This window comes from Compostibacter hankyongensis (assembly GCF_039541075.1).
In the GTDB taxonomy this organism is placed as follows: domain Bacteria; phylum Bacteroidota; class Bacteroidia; order Chitinophagales; family Chitinophagaceae; genus Compostibacter; species Compostibacter hankyongensis.
Map to the genome: position 1 here is coordinate 1 of NZ_BAABFN010000002.1, position 17,599 is coordinate 17,599.

Consider the following 17,599-nt stretch of genomic DNA (forward strand, 5'->3'; position numbering starts at 1 on the left):
GTGCTGCTGGTGGTGCTGAGCGGTTACCTGAACCGCAAAAAGGGCGTGCAGCCGGAGCACGGGCTGTCGGTGTCGTTCCGGGGAATGCGGGATGCGCTGGTGAAGGGTTTGATCATCCACACGCCGCTGATCGTGCTGGCGGTGACCGGTGTGATCACGGCGCAGCAGGCGGCTTACCCGGCTGCGCTGCTGACCTTCGGTGTGGGGCTGTGGTACCTGAAAAGGGCCGATGAAAAGATACCGTTCTACCGATCGGATATCTTCTATGCCGCCCTGCTCACCGCTGCCATGACCTGGATCATGTATTATTTTGCATAACAGTATTGTCCGGGGCCTGTCCCGGTTTCATGATAAATGTATCGAGCATGATTTGCATTGTTGTGGGGACAAACCGCCCCGGTTCAAAATCCAGAAAAGTAGCCGAATTCTATCAGCATCTCCTAAAAGGCTTTTCAGCAGAAAGCCAGATACTTGATCTGTCCGGTCTGCCGGAAGATTTCATCGTTTCGGCCCTGTATCACAATTGCGGGAAAAACGAGAAGTTCAACGAGATCAGGAAGGAAATAGAGGTTGCCGATAAATACATTTTTGTTTTGCCCGAATACAATAATTCGGTGCCGGGCGTATTTAAGGCGTTTATTGACGGCATGAGCTATCCCAACACCTTTGTGTATAAAAAATGCGCGCTGGTAGGTATCTCCGACGGGACTTCGGGGAATGCCCTCGGACTAAGCCATATTACAGATGTCTTTAACTACCTGGGCATGCATGTGCTTGCCCTGAAGGTGCGTATCCCTTTCATGAAAAAGAACTTTGTTGAGGGGGAGATCACCGATGATTTTATACGGAAGCTCATCCATGATCAGGCGCAGCAGCTGATTGCGTTTTGATCCGGCAGGATATTCACAGGAAAAGATGAGCTACAAAGTAACGAAAGCCCGACAGGAGCCGGTTACGGATCATGAGGTTTTCGTAAAGGCGATAGCATGGTATTTTAAAACATGCGGTACCGTTAGCCCTATAACATAAAGTAATGTGAGATTAAAATTTGGAATTTGATACCGCTGTGCATGCCGGTTAATTTTGCAGTTATAAAAGCAAGAACGGCCGACATGAAAAGAGATATCCTCAGCGCCTTCAGATTCAGCGCGGCCAGCCGGAAGGTCATTTTTATCCTTCTTGCCATCCTTTGTCTGATGCCTTTTATGTCCCCGCCGCTGGCATTGGTGCTCGGATTTGTTGTCGCCCAGATATTCGAACATCCGTTTCCTCAGCTGAACCAGAAAGCTACCGATATTTTGCTCAAGATGTCTGTTGTTGGATTAGGCTTTGGTATGAATATCTTCAGTGCGATGCAGGCGGGCCGGGAAGGAATTTTGCTAACGCTTGTATCGATTACCGCGGTGCTTGCGCTGGGCGCTTTGGCCGGCCGGTTAATGAAGGTGGAAAGAAAGGTTTCCTTTTTGATCTCTGCCGGAACTGCCATCTGCGGAGGAAGCGCTATTGCTGCGCTGTCCCGGGTGATGCGGGCGGGAGAAAAAGAAATTTCAGTGGCGCTGGCGACTGTGTTTATTCTGAATTCCATAGCACTTTTTGCTTTCCCCTCCATCGGCCATGCCTTTCAGCTTTCACAGACGCAGTTTGGCTTATGGTGCGCTATCGCCATTCACGATACGAGCTCCGTCGTGGGGGCGGCGAGCCAATACGGACCGTTGGCCCTTCAGGTGGCTACGACCGTAAAACTGGCCAGGGCTTTATGGATCATTCCCGTTGCGTTCGGCGCAGGTCTTGTGTTCAAGAACAAAAATGCCAAGATGAACATTCCTTATTTTATCGGTTTATTTGTCCTGGCTATGGTAGCCAATACCTATATACCCTTTGCCAGGTCTATGGCGCCTTATATCGTCAACGCTGCCAAGGCGGGGCTTACCTTAACGCTTTTTCTGATCGGCTCCGGTCTTTCTATGAAAACCATCCGGTCGGTGGGTGTAAAACCGCTGTTGCAGGGCGTGTTGCTGTGGATGGTGATTTCCGTAATCGCATTGTATGCGGTAATGGTGCTGGGCAAGGGTCTCGGTTAAATTCTTCCGGATGGCTGTAAGCCTGAAAAAACAAGGTATTCTGGCGTAAGAAATTTATGAACGGCTATTAACTTTTGCATTAAAATATTAACTTTGGCAGAACTGCACTGACAGGTATACAAATATCGCCGCATACGCGCTGCAGGACGCTATGAATCATCGGGACATGTCTACAATCAATACTGAGGGAACAGAAATGCTGAGGCCTGAAGATACGGAAGTATGGGAGCCGGTGCCCGGGGTGGTAACACCCGGAGCAGGTACCCAGCCGCCTTCTGACGCTATTGTACTTTTTGACGGCAAAGATATGTCGGAGTGGGTGCTGCCGGAAAATACGGAATGGGTCGTGGAGGACGGCATCGTTACGGTAATGCCTTCCAGGGAACGGCAAAAGACGCCGGTCTGGATTTTTTCCAAAAAGCAGTTTGGGGATATTCAGCTGCATGCGGAATGGCGCGCGCCGGAAAAGGTAGAAGGAGAGGGCCAGCGTCGGGGCAACAGCGGAATATTTCTACCGGGACGTTATGAGATCCAGGTGCTGGATAACTATGATAACCCGACTTATGTGAATGGCCAGGCCGGTAGTATCTATAAGCAGGCTATTCCGCTGGTGAATGCCTGCCGGCGTCCCGGAGAATGGCAGACTTATGATATCGTCTTCAAAGCGCCCAGATTTAAAGCGGACGGCGCGCTGGAGTCACCGGCCTATGTCACGGTAATGCATAACGGCGTGCTGGTACAGAATCATACGGAGATAAAGGGAGGTACCGTTTTTATCGGAGAGCCCAAGTATATACCGCATCCGCTGAAGCAGCCGTTGGGATTGCAGGATCACGGCGATGCGGTGAGTTTCCGGAATATCTGGCTGCGGGAGCTGTAATTGAAAATTGATTTTATACTTTATACATACCTCAGGCTATGGCAGAAAACGTTTATGATGCAATTGTAATCGGATCGGGTATTTCCGGCGGATGGGCAGCCAAGGAGCTGACCGAAAAAGGTTTAAAGACCATTATGCTGGAACGCGGCCAGAATATTGAGCATATAAAGGATTACAAACACACCGCCCAGCCCCCATGGGAATTCAGGCACCGGGGCCGGACCTCCATGCAGACCAAAAAGGATTATCCTGTGCTGAGCAGGCACTACGGTAATATAACGAATCTGGAATGGTGGGTGAATGAGAAGGAAAGCCCTTATATCGAGGTAAAGCCTTTTGACTGGATGAGAGGGTATCATGTGGGAGGACGTTCGCTCATGTGGGGCCGGCAGAGCTACCGGTGGAGCGACCTCGACTTTGGCGCCAATGCCCGCGACGGCATCGGCGTCGACTGGCCCATTCGTTATAAGGATATCGCCCCCTGGTATGATTATGTGGAACGTTTTGCCGGCATAAGCGGTAACCGGGACGGTATTCCGCATCTGCCCGACGGTCACTTTACGCCGCCCATGGAGATGAATTGTGTAGAGAAGGATGTTGCTGCAAAGATCAACGCGCATTACGGCGGAAAGCGGCATATGATCATCGGCCGCACGGCCAATACCACGATACCTCTGCAGGGCAGGACGAACTGCCAGTACCAGAGCCGCTGCGGATGGGGCTGTAATTTCGGCGCTTATTTCAGCACGCAGTCCTCCACGCTTCCGGCTGCCATGAAAACGGGAAACCTGACGCTGCGCCCCTGGGCGATCGTGACAAAGATATTGTACGACAAGGATACAAAAAGGGCAACAGGCGTAGAAGTGCTGGATGCGCAAAGCAACCAGACCTATGTGTACAAGGCAAAGATTATTTTTCTGAATGCTTCCACGCTCAACAGCGCGTGGATATTGATGAACTCTGCAACGGATGTCTGGCCGGACGGTCTGGGCAGCAGTAGCGGGGAGCTGGGGCATAACGTAATGGACCATCATTTTCGTTGCGGCGCCAGCGGTGAGGTGGAAGGCTATGAGGACAAATACTTTTTCGGGCGCCGGCCCAATGGGGTGTACGTGCCCCGTTTCCGGAATGTCGATCCGAAAGAAAAGCGGGATTATATCCGCGGATTCGGTTACCAGGGTGGAGCCGGCCGCAAGGGATGGGGACGTGATATCGCGGAGCTGACCGTAGGCGCTCCGCTTAAGGAGGCCCTGGCGGAACCCGGTGGATGGACGATGGGCATCAGCTCCTGGGGAGAGATATTGCCCTACCATGAGAACAGGATCTATCTCGACAAGGAGAAGAAAGACAAGTGGGGCCTGCCGGTGCTGGCCATGGATGCCTCTCTCAAGGAAAACGAGAAGAAGATGCGGGAGGATATGAAGAATGATGCAGCTGAAATGCTCGAGATCGCCGGTGTGAAAAATGTAAGGACCTTTGACGGCAATTACTTCATCGGAGGTTCCATACATGAGATGGGGACGGCCAGGATGGGGAGAGATCCCAAGACGTCGGTGCTCAATGAGCACAACCAGGTCTGGGATGCCCCCAATGTCTTCGTCACCGACGGCGCCTGCATGGCTTCCTCGGCCTGCCAGAATCCCTCGCTGACCTATATGGCATTAACCGCCCGTGCAGCCGACTTTGCCGTGAATGAACTGAAGAAACAGAACCTGTAGCTTGTAAGTAAGCGCTGCGGCCTTCGGGCCGCAGCCTCAGGACACTGCGGGGGGCTGGAAATGTTTTTTCAGAAAGCGGATGTTCTCTGCCGTCTCGGTTACGCACTGTGCGAAGCTGTCCTGCGCCGTTTCAAAGGTCAGCCATCCTTCGTACTGTATTTCGGTCAGCGCTTCAAAGGCCTTCGCCCAGTCGATCCGCCAATTGTGCGAGATCAGCTTCCCTTTGTTTTTGACGTGAATGGCGGCAAGCCGCTCCTTACCCAGCAATTTGATGCCCGGTACAGCTTCCGCTCCATGTCCGAAGTCGTACATATTTTCGAGATCGTAATAAACCTGGACATTGGGACTACCCACCAGGTCTACCAGCTTTTTGTTGTCGGCAGGACTCAGGGAATTTTCAAGTCCAAGGATGATTCCGGCGTCTGCAGCGCGGGGAGCGGCTTTTTGCAGTATTTCAACAACGGGACCATAAGCGTTTTCATCCGACATATCCGGTGCGCTTTTGCCAAAGAAGGCCACCAGCATGTTCGTAGCGCCCAACAGCTCGGTAGCCTGTATCGATGACGTCAGTTGTGCTGCGGCATCAGGTCCCCAGGGCGCTCCGGTCCATACGCCGGCCGTGCTGGGCACCGGCAGCCCCCACTTATTCGATTCGGCTTTGTATCTTCTGACTACGTCCATGTCCCGCATGTTGGGCTTACCGCTGGCCACCTGCAGCTCTACGCCGCAGATATCTTTCAGATCGCGGGCTACCCTGAACGTGTCAAAATTGGCGACCATGTTTTTCCCCGGCCGCGCCGGATCGGGGATGCTGGCCTGGCGCATTCCGATCTTATAGGGCAGCCGTTTTGCGCTATTTTCTGCCCCGGCGAAGGAGGGGCTTCCCAGCGTGACCCTGTTGAGTCCGAGTCCTGCCGTGCCCAGCAGACCCATTTTGATGAAATTGCGTCGTGTATGATTTTGCTGTTTGCTCATATGCTTTTTATAATGACTTTACCCGTATGTTCTTCCAGCGGCATTTGGCGCCGGAAGGCCATCCTTTTCCGCCATGCACCTGCAGGGCGATGGACCCTTCCCGCCCCAACGCCTGGAACAGCTCTTCCTTGTTGTACAGCGGACTCCGGGAGGTATTTCCGTTGAACTCGGCGATCCGCGTACCGTTGATCCAGGTGCTGATCTTCGGATATTTTCCCACACACCGGATGCGCAGGGTATTCCATCCGCCGATCTTCCAGGTCTTCTTCCACTGCTCCGGAGTACAATGATAAGTCAAAAAATCCGGTCCCCAGGCCTCCTTGCGATCATCCGGGTGGGTTTCAAAGCCCTTCAGGTTACCGTCATTGTCGCGGATGCTGTTGATATAGAAGGGCCGGATATACATCCGGTGTTTGCCGTGCGCTCTTTCCGTAGAAATAAATCCTACATCCCCTTTTTCATGATAGTCCACATACACCTGAAAACATTCCCCGCTGCTGTTGGTCCGGAGGAACACACCGCTGTCCACGCCCCAGTCGGGCGCCAGGTCGATGAGCAGCTCAAAGTCGCCGTACTTCTTGTCGGTCATCAGCACGCCTCCGTTCCCCGAACCGGGCGGATCCTGCTCGCCGGTCAGCGCACCGTTCTCCACCTGCCAGTGTCCGCCGGTGCCGTGGCCGATCTTCTGCCGGTTGGTATGCCATCCCGTGAGGGTCTTGCCGTCGAACAGATCGGTAAAGCCGTCACTTCCCGTTTCGGAGAAGAGGCTTTTGGCCAGCCCCGTTCCGGGAACCAGCGCAAGCGCCGGCGCCAGGCGGGTCAGGAAGGCCCTTCGGGTATAGTTGTGTTTTATCATGATTTGCTGATTTGAATGATTAAGGCAGATCTTCTTTGCTTACAGGGGGGGGCCGGAGCCTGAAACCGGAAGGCCCTGTTTTTTATGTCAACCGATGCCGGTCATAAGCATTAAAAATAATCAATTTATAAAATGTCCGTATGCCGCTGCCGCCATTTTATTTTGTTATTTGCCATTACTTTTTCTTTAAAACGTGATTATAGGAACGTTTAACACCCGTCGCCTATTGTATTCATATTTGCATGCAAACTTAATGTTCCGGCACGGGTCTGGTTTTTAATCCATCGTCCGGCTGCCATAGATCTCTATGTCCCCGATCCTCGCCGTTTTGTCCTTTCCGGTATCTAAAACGGACAGACGTATATACCTTGCCGTTACCGGTGTGATGTCCCTATCGGTAACGTTATCCGTATTATGGCTTCGGCGGTCTACGGTTTTCCAGCTTGTCCCGTCTGTACTGACCTCTATCTTGAATGATCTTGTATTGAATGCCGGGTCCATCCCGTCTGCCCCGGCATGACGGATGACGTAACGGTCAATACGGTAGGGCTGCTTAAAGTCGAACCGGATCCATTTGGCACCGTTCCCCGAAGAGACCCACTTGTATTTCCCCGACGGGGTGCCGTCGGCAGCATAAGCCGCATCTGTTGCCGCAGGGCTGGAGGAGATTTCCATTTCAGGGGAAAGGGTGAGGTTAAAGTCAAGCTGATGCGCTTTGTTGAAGAGGGAAAAGAAATGGTCTCCCCGGCAGATGACGATATTGCCGGGGGACAATGCTTCCAGCTTTTCTTTCAGCCTGACGATATCCTTCGGTCCCATTTTCCAGGAGATACCCTGGGCAGCTAAGAAGAGGGGCTTTGAGCCATCAAAGGTCTTGATCTGCTGTTGCCATTTTTTGTAGATGTCATCGACATTGCCCGCATAGCCCGGCCTATTGGGTATAAAGGCCAGCCGGCCCCCTTTGGTTACTGTTTTTAGCGGAGCCCCTCGTCCCCAGTCCTCGAGGGTTGCACCGTACAGATAGCGACAGTTATTCGTATAGGCTTCCATCTGGGCTCCGTTGAGCTCGTCCCAGATGGTGATCACACGGAGACCGGCTTTTTCGATATAGGGTTGGGTGAACTTTGTGTACGCGTCGATATACCGCTGTTCCCCGCTCAGGTTCCATTTTTTGTTGAGCGCGTCGTAGATCAGCGCATAGCCGAGCCCCGAAGGGCCGGAGGCAAAAAAATCATTCGGAGTAGCCGTCGCATAATAGTAATTCAGCAGGCCCGGTCCCAGATCCGCCAGGGCAGGACTAACGGTCCAGTTGATCGGGATGATCCCGCGGCTTTTGTCGTCCCACAGCTTTGACATGGCGTGCTGGCAGTATTGTACATTGTCGCCGTCGCTTAGGAAAACGGCGATATAGATCTTGTTTTCCAGCTTCGGCATTTTCGGAACTTCCGGTAGAGATATGATATGGGACATCCCGGCATAGACGCTTGCATTTTCATAGAAATCGGCGGCGACAGTGGAAATGCCGCGGGATGTGCCCAGCCCGACACCGGAGCGCTCTTCGGGCCACCACCCCAGGATGATACTTTCTCCGGCTTTCATATCGGCCAGGAACGTATTCAGTACCTGCTTCTCTTCTTCTTTCCGGGGATCCAGCCAGACGAATGCTGCCCCGGAAGCAATCCCGATATCCCGTATGCGGGTTTCCACGCCAGGACTTAAGCTCACCAGTAATTGCTGGGTACACGCTTTCCAGTAATGATCATAGAGATAACGGTATATCTCTGCAGCGGTGGTGTACGGCAGCTTGGTCAGGTCTTCCAGCACCGGAAGCCGGATGCCGTAGCGGGTCAATGCTGCATAGTCCGCGGGTGTAACGGGCAGTGCATTCCTGATGCCGCTGACCGTGCTGGCGAGATTGCGGTATGCTGCATTTTTTTCCGTAGTGTACAGCACGACGCCTGCTATTTCTTTCCTGTACTTTTCCAGCAGCTGCCATTTCCGGGTAGAGGGATATTCCCGGATATTAAGATGAAGATGGCCGGGCCACTTGTTTTTGCCTTCCGGCGCCACCTCATACAGGAAGATACGCGGCTGTGTTTTGTTGACCAGGCCCTGCAGGGCGGCAAACATCGTTTTTTCGGAGGAAGAAAGATTTCCGTTAGCGACATCGATCCCGTCAAGCGTGTCGGCCGGGATTGACAGCCGGGAGAACGCCTGGCCCCGGGGCCAGGATATTCCTTTTTCCAACAGCTTATGGGGTTCCCGTCGGAGAGGTTTGTTCATGTTTTGGCCGAAAACCGGCAAACAGATTGCCGCCAATGCCAGAGCAGGTATTCCCTTCGCGATAAACCGGATCCCGTTGAATAGTTTTTTCATGCTTTTTGTTGATCCTGTCTTTGGGTAGCCGCCGGTATTTGTTAAAAATAAACATGGAGCCGGGGTTGGAGGTGTCGGTTACTGCCTGTAGCAGTAAACCCAGTAACGGAAGCTGTTCAGCTCGCGCTTCACCGATTGAACATACTCGATCTTAACGGTTACCTGCTTTTTCCCCTGTGTATATGCTTTGGGTATCTCGTATTCGCTGTCGAACCATCCGTCGAACGACCGTTCTCCTTTTTGGGGCATGTCGGAATAGGTCACGATATGCCAGGGGAGGGGCAGCTTTTTCCCGTCCACGTAAACATTCCCGGTCTGTATGCCGTTTCCCGAGCGGTTTATCCTGGCGGTCAGCCTTACGCCTTCATTTTGGGGATTGAGATGCACGCTGAACTCGCTGTAGCCGTTAAAGGACCTGCCGTTATCCGTGGTTTCGTTGTAATCGTCCGCAGTGGCATAGCTGTCATAGCTTTGGGTCAGCGTGCCGCTCCATTGCTGTCCCGTTATCTTATAGGCATGCGATTGTTCGCTTACCGCATCGCCTACGTCGAGGCTGTCGCTCAGCAGCAGGGTTCTACCCCCGGCGGCTTTATAATAGCAGACCACGAATTCGGTCTCACAGGTCGAGGTATCGGTGCCGGTCCGCCTCCTGGCCAGCATAGCCGGGTAGCCGTATCTTCCACCCGTCTGTTCGAAACGCATGTCGATGGAATTGTAAAAGATATAAGGCTCGTTCATGTGTATCCGGTAAGATCCTTTTACGCCGGATATCAGCGCTCCCCAGAGCGGTTTGGCATAGGTGAAGCCCGCCCAGCCCTGGTTGAAATCGTCCTCGGTACCGTCGCCGTGTATCCGGGGCATGTGCTGATCGTCTATATAGGTAAACTCGTCCCCGTCTTCGAGGAAGTTGCCCGACCACATATTTACCGATACCACCTGTCCATGTCCTTCTTCTTTGAAAGCGTTGACATAAGGCCTTTCAAACTTCCGGGTCCAGGCTCCGTCTGCCGAATCCTTGGTCAGCTTGGCCATAAAATAGGCTGCTTTGTGCTGGGGGTACCGGTAAACGGAAGCCGGCTTGTAGGCGATCCTGGAAGTCAGGGCGCTGATCGGCGTTTTGCTTTTGTTGACGATCTCGATCCTTGCTTTTTTCCAGAACGGCATGGGCCAGTAGCAGTACATGGAGTGTTGCCCGGCATCAAAGCCGAAAAGAAGGTTGCTCAGGGAAGCTTCCCATTTGTTGTCTTTCCATCCGCCCCCGCCGAAGAAGTAGCTTACCGGCATGTCCACGGCCGGTGGCTTCAGATCATCCCAGTAAATACGGATATACGTGTTGTAAAATGTTTCAGCGCTATAAGGGCTGATCTTTAACTGTATGCCGGTGACGGAGCCCTCTTTTGGGGAGGCAAAGACAACGGCTTTTTCATTAGGCTGAAGGGAAACATGTTTTTCCGTATACCGGTTACCGGCGGTATCTTTCGGATCGCTGCCCAGATGGGTCCACTGTTCTTTTACGGTTTTTTCATATTCGTCGCTTTCCGACGTCCAGGAATTGACCATGGTACCCTGCGGATAGGTCAGGTAATCATACTGATACCAATTGCGCCCGTCGTCGTTATTCTCTTTCAGCAGCCTGGTGATCAGGGTATCCGAGAGGGTGACCTTCAGGCGTTTGCTGAAGGGAAAAGGGTAATAACAGATGCCGAAGTTATCGTGCTTGTCCAGCAGGGTGAAGGGGGCGGTGATCGGAGCATGTTGTCCGCTGAAAAATTCCTTTACCGGCAGGTCGACCTTAGGGGTCGCTTCATCGTCAAAATAGTATCTGATCCGGAGGGTCGGGCTCATTTGCCCGATCCCTTTCCAGATATTCATCTGCTGCCGGTACAGACAGCCGGGGCCATAGGCGTCAAAGATGACCAGCTCCCCGCTGCTGTCGATATATTTTTTGAACGTGCTTTGAAGGAGCCCGAAGCCGTTTCCTCCGGAGGCATCGTAGGAAATAAACCGGTTCTTCTTTGTTCCCGGCGGAAAGAGAAAGGGCAGGCGTTCCACTTTGGCCATGGCTTCCAATCCGGTGACCACATTCGCGCTGTTATCTTCTTTTTCCCTGCATGAAATACAGAAAAGGGTTCCGGCGCATGCGAGCAGCAGGAGAAAGAACAGCTGTTTCATAATTTACTTCATCCGAGTTCGCTGATATCGATTTCTTTTCTTTCCTGCGAGGAGCGGAAAGCGCCTTCGCATATCTGTACGGTCTGGCGTCCTATCGGTCCGTCGGGATAAGCCTTTTTCTTTCCGGCCACCACTTCGGCAAAGTACGCCATTTCTTCGACCACGCCGCCGCCTCTGGGGAGGGGGCGTATTTCCGGTTTGGGAGGCGCTCCGTGGTGCCCGGGAACGCCCGGCGGAAAGCCATAGTGGATGGAAAGCTGGCCTCCCCCGAACTGGAGGGTGCCGTTTACGCAGAAAAAGGTGTCAGGGGATGCGGGGCCGTAGCTGTATACCACGCCGCCATAGTTCATCACGGCGCCGTTGGCATACCGTACCACTACACCGCCGTGGTCTGCCGAATCACGTTTGCGGAGGGCGAGGTCGTTTACGCCCTGGATGCTGGAAACCGATACGGGCTCGCTGTCGAAGATCCAGTTGTTGACGTCGATGATATGGGCGCCCATTTCGTAGATCACGCCGCCGCTTTGCTTTTGGTTGAGCCTCCAATACTGCACGCCGGGGGGATATTCATCGGGGGCAGGTACCCGCCAGTCGCCCCGGTAATCATTCAGGTCGGAATACAGGATCTTGCCCACGGGCTGGTTCCGGATGGCGTCCACCAGCACCTTGTAATCGGGGGAATGGCGGCGCTGGGTGCCGATCTGGAGCTGCTTCTTCGTGCGTTCCACGGCGCGGACCATCTCGTTACAATCGGCTACGGTCAACGCCATGGGCTTTTCGCAGAACACATGCTTGCCCGCTTCCAGCGCGGCGATGGTATGCTCCTTATGCAGGTAAGGCGGGGTGATCACGGCGATCGCTTCCAGGTCATCCTGCTTTAACATATCGTCCAGGTGCTCGTAAAACCGCGGCTTCGGTCCTTTTTTGATCAGCTCCGCCCGCTGGGGCATCTTGTGCTGGACGATATCGCAGAGTGCGGCGATCTCGATATCCGGTACCTGGTTCAGGGCGCCGATGATGGCCTTGCTGCGGTTGCCGCAACCCACGACCCCGAGCTTGTATTTTTTACCAGGGGCCGTTGACCCGGCGAAAGCCGCCAATGGATTGCCGGATAATACTGCGGTGCCGGCCATGCCGATCAGACTATGTCCGATAAAGTTGCGCCGGGAAAAATGCTTTTTGTTGCTCATAGGATGGTTTTCTGAGTTAGGGATCATAAATAAGCAGCCGGTCATACCGCCAGCACAACCGGTCTGCTAAAGCGGTTTGCTATATTCAGTAATTGGGGTTCTGGTCTATCTGCGGGGCCTTGTTGATCTCATCCCGCGCAATCGGCAGCCAGTAGGCGTTGTCCTTCCACTCCCTTTTGTCTACTATGGAGGTGGAGGAGACGCTGTATTGCCATTTAGTACGTCCGTCGGCATAATGATAGATCAGCATCGGATACAGGTTGGAAATCGCATCCGGCGCGATCATCCATTTGCGCATCATATAAAAGCGGTCGCCCTCGCCAAAGAATTCGAGCTGACGCTCCTTCCGGTACCATTCCCGGGCCTGGGCCTGATCGGCAGTCACCCGGTCCGGCAATCCGGCGCGGTTACGGATCATGTTCAGGGCCTTTACCCCTTCCGACACCTCGCCCAGCTCGATGCAGGCCTCGGCATAATCCATGACCACCTCCGCATAGCGGAACTCGATCCAGGCATTGTCATTTTTATAGTACTGTCCGTCGAGGTCCTTGTCTACATATTTTTTTACATAATACCCCGTTTTGGTCCCGTTCCAGCTTTCGGTGGCCGTCTGCCGGGTATCCAATCCCGCCCGTTGCTTACCGTTGGCATCGATGTAGTAGCCGGTCTGCACGGCGTTATCCGGATCCTGGGCAGCCAGGTCGTTCGGCCGCTGTTGCCATTTGGCTCCGTCGTACAGTATGGAGGCGTAAAAGCGGGGTTCCCGGCCGACATAGGGATTTCGTTCCGGGTCTGCCGCCAGCTGGGCAGCCGTAAAGTCGCGTAAGGTATCATTGCCGGGATTGTTTTTGTCCCATACGAAGGGCGTGCCGTCTTTCATTTCGAAAAGGCGAACAAGCTGTTCCGTTGGTTCGTTCTGGCCGAAGTTATGCCACCCGTTGGGCGCCCAGCTCAGGTTCATATCCTTCTGGTTGCCTTCGGCATTCTTGAGCTGTATGCCGAACATTACCTCGTCGTTCCAGGCGCCTTTTTGCATAAAGATGCCGTAAAAGTTATCTGCATAAGCGGTTACGTCCTCGTCGGTCATATTGGCCGGCGGGTCGTCGGTGGAGCCCGTGAGGGCATAGTGACCGTATTTTCCTTCCATGATCTCTTTAGCGATCTGTTTGGCTGCTTTCAGCCGCTCCTCGCGGGAACCTTTCTGGAAGGATACCAGAGGATTGGAAGGCTCGTAGCCGCCGTTCATCAGCTTGCCGGCACAAAAGCTGAGCAGCTTGGATTTCAGGGCTGCGGCGGCCCCGAGGGTAGCGCGGCCCTGCTCGATATCCTGTTTCATCGGCAGCCCGGCCATGGCGCTGTCGATATCCTTCAGGATGAAGGCCAGCGTTTCGTCCACGCCGGAACGTTTTACCGACAGGAAATCATCGCCGAGGTTGAAGGGTTTGTCGATCAGGATAAGTCCCCCATAGACCCGCATCAGGTAAGTATAGTCGTAGGCCCGTATGAAATAAGCCTCGGCCTTCATCCGGTCGCGCAGGACTATGTCTTCGGGAAGGGGGGCGGGTACCTTGTCGATATTGGCCAGCAAAGTATTTACATTTTGGATATTGCCATATAGGGAGTCCCATCTGATAAACTGAAACCAGTTTTGGCCAAAGGCGCCGAGGTTATCCGGCGAAAGGGTGCCTTTTATGTTGCCGACGATGTTGGGGCGCTGCATGTTCAGCATCTCATCGGTAGCCGTGGAAAGCAGGTCCTTGTTCAGGCTCAGGGCCGGGTTAGTGGGGCTTATCAGCACCGAGCCGTCCATATTAGCATAACAATTGCCGAGATAAGCCTTTGTGACGTTGATATCCTGGAATACGGTTTCTTCGTTAAAAGAGTCCACCGCCTTCTGGTCAAGCACTTTTTTGCAGGACGAGAACGCTATTATCCCTACGACGGCTGTGACTATATAACATATTGTTTTTTTCATTTGTCGGTAATTTATTTTGATTGCTCAGATTAACCTGTCAGGTTTCTTTATGGATTATTGAAAAGTCACCTGAGCACCGATGGCAAAGGTTTTTACGGTCGGATAAGCGATCGGGCTGCTTATTTCGGGATCGAAATTCTTCTGGGCTGAGTAGAGCATGAGCAGGTTACTTGCCGCCACGTATATATTGGCCCTGGATACGCCGATACCGTGCAGGAGATTATTGGGAAGCGTATAGCTCAGCATGGCGTTCTTCAGCCGGCAATAGGCCATATTCGCATACCAGTAGGTGTTGTCGTTCACCTGAAAACCCCAGTACTGATCTACCCGGTTGTAGGCCCTCGGGATATCGGTATGGGTATTCTCGGGGGTCCAGCGGTTGTCGAAGTTCCACTGGAAATAGTTCCCGGCCTCACCGCGGCGCTGGTCGGCATAGTTATACCGGTAATAGGAGCCCTGGCCCTGGACCAGCAGGGAGAAGGTCCAGTTCTTATACTGGGCATCCAGGGTGATCCCATAGAATAATTCCGGCGCATCGGTTCTGTCCAGCAGGATCCGGTCGTCGCTGGTGATCTTGCCATCCTTGTTCACGTCTTCGAAGATGATATCGCCGGGTCCGGCCCCCGTCCAGTGCGGATAGTTTTCCACGGCTGCGTCGTCGGCAAAGACGCCAATGGCGCGGTAAAGCAGGGTAGCGCCATAAGGATGGCCGGTCCGCTGTTGCCAGGGGACCGACCGCTTCGGTTCGTCGGTAAAGATGACCCGGTTATGGCTGTAGCTCATATTACCCCCCACACTGAAATTGAAGTCCTTGCTCACCTGCTGCTGGTAACCGGCTTCCAGCTCGAAGCCCCGGTTGTCCACCTTGGCAATGTTCTCGTCCGGGAGGGCAAGACCCGTATAGGCTGGTACGGAGGCGCTCCTTGGAGCCAGGATATCAGAACGTTCGTTGTAAAAGAAATCCGCGTTCAGATAGAATTTATCCTCGAGGAATTTTGAATCAAACCCTACGTTATAGGTGGTCTGCTTTTCCCAGGTAATGTTGGGGTTGGCCACACCTTGCTGGAAGACGGTTGTTTCGATCGCTTTATCGTCCCCCAGGGCTAACCCGGTATTGAGCACATATTTATTCATATACTGAAAGGGGTCGCCCGGGTCCATCCCCATCTTCCCGTAGGAGGCCCTCAGCTTGAAGTAATTGATAAAGCGGATATTGTCTTTCCAGAACCTTTCTTCGGAGGCCCTCCAACCCAGCAATACGGCGGGAAAAGCGCCCCAGCGGCTGTCCGGCGGGAATTTCAGCGAGCCGTCCATGCGGAAGAGCACTTCGGCCAGGTACTTGTCCTTGTAGTTGTAATTGAGGCGGCCGATCCAGGATTCCCGGGCATACAACATGGTGGTTCCCGAGTTTTGCCGGTCAGTAAGCGATCCCGCATTAATGGTTTGTATAATATCCGAGATATAATGTTTTCTGAATGCGCCGATGTTGTTGGTGTCTTCCCGCATCTGCTCATAGGCGCCAAACAGGGAAAGCGAATGATCCCCGAATTTCCGGGAATAGGTAAAGTTGATGTTCCCCAGCCGGCGGAGAATACGCTCATAGTTTTCCTGGAGCTCGGGTTCGGTATATCCGCGCTTGGCCGGACTCAGCTCCATGGAAGTAATATAGCCTTCGTCGTTCCGGACGGCCTCATCCCAGTTCGGGAAATAGAGGGTCCAGGGTTTGCGGAAGATCTTCTGGTAACGGTTATAGATATCCATGCTGTAATAGCCGTCAATGGTCAGTCCCTTTATCATGGGCGGGGTGATCGACAACTTCAGGGTGAGCTCGTTCTTATAGCTTTTGTTATCGTTATATCCACCCTGCAGCGTAGAGGTCACCACCGGGTTATCCCCGTATTCGAGGTCGGGGCCGGGTTCCCCGCTGGGCCAGAACGCCCATTGGGTGGGGAGCAGACGCATGGACTGGCCATAGATCTCGGCCGCGCTTTTGGTAGGATAATATTTGTCAATGATAAAACCGGCATAGTCGGCCGAAGCCTTTAGCCAGTCGGTGATGGGGATGTCCAGTTTTCCTCTCAGATTATATTGGTGGTAGTTGGTAGACTGCTGTTTGTAGATCGCTTCCTCGTTGCGGTATCCTACAGAGAGATAATAGTTCATCTTCCCGGTCCCGCCATCCAGGGTGATATCGTGCCGGCTGGTGGTGGTCCATTTGGACACCAGCTCGTCCACCCAGTTCGTATTGGGATGCTCCCAGGGATCCTTCCCGTTGTAGAACAACGCGATGTCCTCATCCGAGAAAGTACGGGGCCGGCCCTCATAATCCTGGTATTCGCTCAACATGGTGGCATAATCGCCGGCGCTGAGCGCTTTCGGCAGCCGGGTGGGCGTCATGAATCCCTGGTAGAACGAGTAGTTGAGCCGGGGCTTGCCGGTTGTTCCCCTTTTGGTGGTCACCAGGATAACGCCGTTGGCGGCCTGGGCTCCGTAGATGGCGGCGGACGCATCCTTCAGCAGGGAGATGCTTTCAATATCTGAGGGATCGATCTCGTTCAGCGCGCGTCCGGGAATGCCGTCGATCACTACCAGCGGGTCGGTAATCTCGCCTTTTCCCAGCGTGGTGCGTCCCCGTACCATGATCTTCGCCCCGTTCTGCCCGGGCTCCCCATTGCCCTGCATTACTGTGGCGCCGGGAAGGCGACCCGAGATGGCATTGGAGACATTGGGCACGGGGATATTGGCGATCTTATCACCCGACACCGAAGTCACCGAACCGACCACATCCGCCCGCTTCTGGGCGCCATAGCCGACCACCACCACTTCATTCAGCGAATTCAGATCGGCAACGAGCGTGATATTGATGGTCTTTTTCCCATTTACGGGTATCTGCTGGGTTTGGTATCCGGTAAAGGAAAAGGTGAGCGTGGCGGTATCCGGAACCGACAGGGAATATCTGCCGTCGGCCCCTGTTGCGGCCCCGATGGCGGTTCCCCGGACGGAAACGGTGGCGCCCTGCACGGCAGCGCCGGTCTCATCTGTTACCCGGCCGCTTACCTGTTGCTGCTGCGCCTGTGATTGCATCGTAACAAAGAAAATGAGAATTGCCAGCAGAGCGCTTGTCTTTCGTAGTGCTGCGTTCATGAGAATGGATGATTAGACGTTAAATGGTTAGCGTTGTTTTAGCAATAAAAAATATCAATCTTTATCAGTACATGATATCAATTTTAAACCGGAATAAATAGGGGGGCTAAAATAGTGAATTGCTTTGCTAAATTTAATCGTAATTTAATTTAAAACACCAATAAGTAATTCTTATGGTCCATTAAGAATTCAATCGGAGAGGGCGTTTTATTGCCGGAAGAGGATTTATCCG

General features: G+C 53.4%; 12 protein-coding genes. 5 read left to right on the forward strand and 7 right to left on the reverse strand.

Translation table 11 applies throughout. From position 1 onward, the window contains the following. The 5 genes from ABD851_RS05075 to ABD851_RS05095 form a co-directional block, all read left to right on the forward strand. Window positions 1–318 (forward strand): hypothetical protein (locus tag ABD851_RS05075; RefSeq protein ID WP_344976433.1); only part of this gene is annotated, 318 nt, incomplete at its 5' end. A 47-nt stretch (window positions 319–365) separates the two neighbouring features. Next, on the forward strand, window positions 366–890 hold the full coding sequence (locus ABD851_RS05080) for an NADPH-dependent FMN reductase (RefSeq protein WP_344976440.1): 525 nt from the start codon (window positions 366–368) through the stop codon (window positions 888–890). Window positions 891–1,112: 222 nt separating this feature from the next. Further along, window positions 1,113–2,081 (forward strand): YeiH family protein, encoded by a 969-nt coding sequence (locus tag ABD851_RS05085; RefSeq protein WP_344976443.1) that lies wholly within the window; start codon window positions 1,113–1,115, stop codon window positions 2,079–2,081. 166 nt (window positions 2,082–2,247) lie between these two features. After that, window positions 2,248–2,961: a 3-keto-disaccharide hydrolase gene (locus ABD851_RS05090; protein ID WP_344976446.1), complete on the forward strand. Its 714-nt coding sequence runs from the start codon at window positions 2,248–2,250 to the stop codon at window positions 2,959–2,961. Between the two features lie 38 nt (window positions 2,962–2,999). Further along, on the forward strand, window positions 3,000–4,679 hold the full coding sequence (locus ABD851_RS05095) for a GMC oxidoreductase (protein ID WP_344976449.1): 1,680 nt from the start codon (window positions 3,000–3,002) through the stop codon (window positions 4,677–4,679). 36 nt (window positions 4,680–4,715) lie between these two features. On the opposite strand, the gene ABD851_RS05100 is transcribed toward ABD851_RS05095, so the two are convergent. The 7 genes from ABD851_RS05100 to ABD851_RS05130 form a co-directional block, all read right to left on the reverse strand. After that, window positions 4,716–5,654: a sugar phosphate isomerase/epimerase family protein gene (locus tag ABD851_RS05100; protein ID WP_344976452.1), complete on the reverse strand. Its 939-nt coding sequence runs from the start codon at window positions 5,652–5,654 to the stop codon at window positions 4,716–4,718. A gap of 7 nt (window positions 5,655–5,661) precedes the next feature. After that, window positions 5,662–6,510, reverse strand: a complete 849-nt coding sequence (locus ABD851_RS05105; protein ID WP_344976455.1) for a 3-keto-disaccharide hydrolase — start codon at window positions 6,508–6,510, stop codon at window positions 5,662–5,664. A 276-nt stretch (window positions 6,511–6,786) separates the two neighbouring features. Further along, entirely contained in the window at window positions 6,787–8,793 is a 2,007-nt protein-coding gene (locus tag ABD851_RS05110; RefSeq protein WP_344976459.1) for a discoidin domain-containing protein, read from the reverse strand. A 171-nt stretch (window positions 8,794–8,964) separates the two neighbouring features. Beyond that, the gene (locus ABD851_RS05115) at window positions 8,965–11,058 is read right to left on the reverse strand and encodes a DUF2961 domain-containing protein (RefSeq protein ID WP_344976462.1); all 2,094 of its coding nucleotides are present in this window, start codon (window positions 11,056–11,058) and stop codon (window positions 8,965–8,967) included. A gap of 8 nt (window positions 11,059–11,066) precedes the next feature. Continuing rightward, window positions 11,067–12,248: a Gfo/Idh/MocA family protein gene (locus ABD851_RS05120; RefSeq protein WP_344976465.1), complete on the reverse strand. Its 1,182-nt coding sequence runs from the start codon at window positions 12,246–12,248 to the stop codon at window positions 11,067–11,069. 85 nt (window positions 12,249–12,333) lie between these two features. Then, on the reverse strand, window positions 12,334–14,223 hold the full coding sequence (locus tag ABD851_RS05125) for a RagB/SusD family nutrient uptake outer membrane protein (protein WP_344976468.1): 1,890 nt from the start codon (window positions 14,221–14,223) through the stop codon (window positions 12,334–12,336). 54 nt (window positions 14,224–14,277) lie between these two features. Then, a complete protein-coding gene (locus ABD851_RS05130; protein ID WP_344976471.1) occupies window positions 14,278–17,367 on the reverse strand; it encodes a SusC/RagA family TonB-linked outer membrane protein in 3,090 nt (1,029 codons plus the stop codon). Window positions 17,368–17,599 lie beyond the last annotated feature (232 nt).

What these genes read in the sequence shown, in the direction of transcription:
- ABD851_RS05100 (WP_344976452.1), bottom strand. Translation starts at nt 5,654, where the DNA reads ATGAGCAAACAGCAAAATCATACACGACGCAATTTCATCAAAATGGGT.
- ABD851_RS05080 (WP_344976440.1), top strand. Translation starts at nt 366, where the DNA reads ATGATTTGCATTGTTGTGGGGACAAACCGCCCCGGTTCAAAATCCAGA.
- ABD851_RS05125 (WP_344976468.1), bottom strand. Translation starts at nt 14,223, where the DNA reads ATGAAAAAAACAATATGTTATATAGTCACAGCCGTCGTAGGGATAATA.
- ABD851_RS05105 (WP_344976455.1), bottom strand. Translation starts at nt 6,510, where the DNA reads ATGATAAAACACAACTATACCCGAAGGGCCTTCCTGACCCGCCTGGCG.
- ABD851_RS05130 (WP_344976471.1), bottom strand. Translation starts at nt 17,367, where the DNA reads ATGAACGCAGCACTACGAAAGACAAGCGCTCTGCTGGCAATTCTCATT.
- ABD851_RS05095 (WP_344976449.1), top strand. Translation starts at nt 3,000, where the DNA reads ATGGCAGAAAACGTTTATGATGCAATTGTAATCGGATCGGGTATTTCC.
- ABD851_RS05110 (WP_344976459.1), bottom strand. Translation starts at nt 8,793, where the DNA reads ATGAACAAACCTCTCCGACGGGAACCCCATAAGCTGTTGGAAAAAGGA.
- ABD851_RS05090 (WP_344976446.1), top strand. Translation starts at nt 2,248, where the DNA reads ATGTCTACAATCAATACTGAGGGAACAGAAATGCTGAGGCCTGAAGAT.
- ABD851_RS05085 (WP_344976443.1), top strand. Translation starts at nt 1,113, where the DNA reads ATGAAAAGAGATATCCTCAGCGCCTTCAGATTCAGCGCGGCCAGCCGG.
- ABD851_RS05115 (WP_344976462.1), bottom strand. Translation starts at nt 11,058, where the DNA reads ATGAAACAGCTGTTCTTTCTCCTGCTGCTCGCATGCGCCGGAACCCTT.
- ABD851_RS05120 (WP_344976465.1), bottom strand. Translation starts at nt 12,248, where the DNA reads ATGAGCAACAAAAAGCATTTTTCCCGGCGCAACTTTATCGGACATAGT.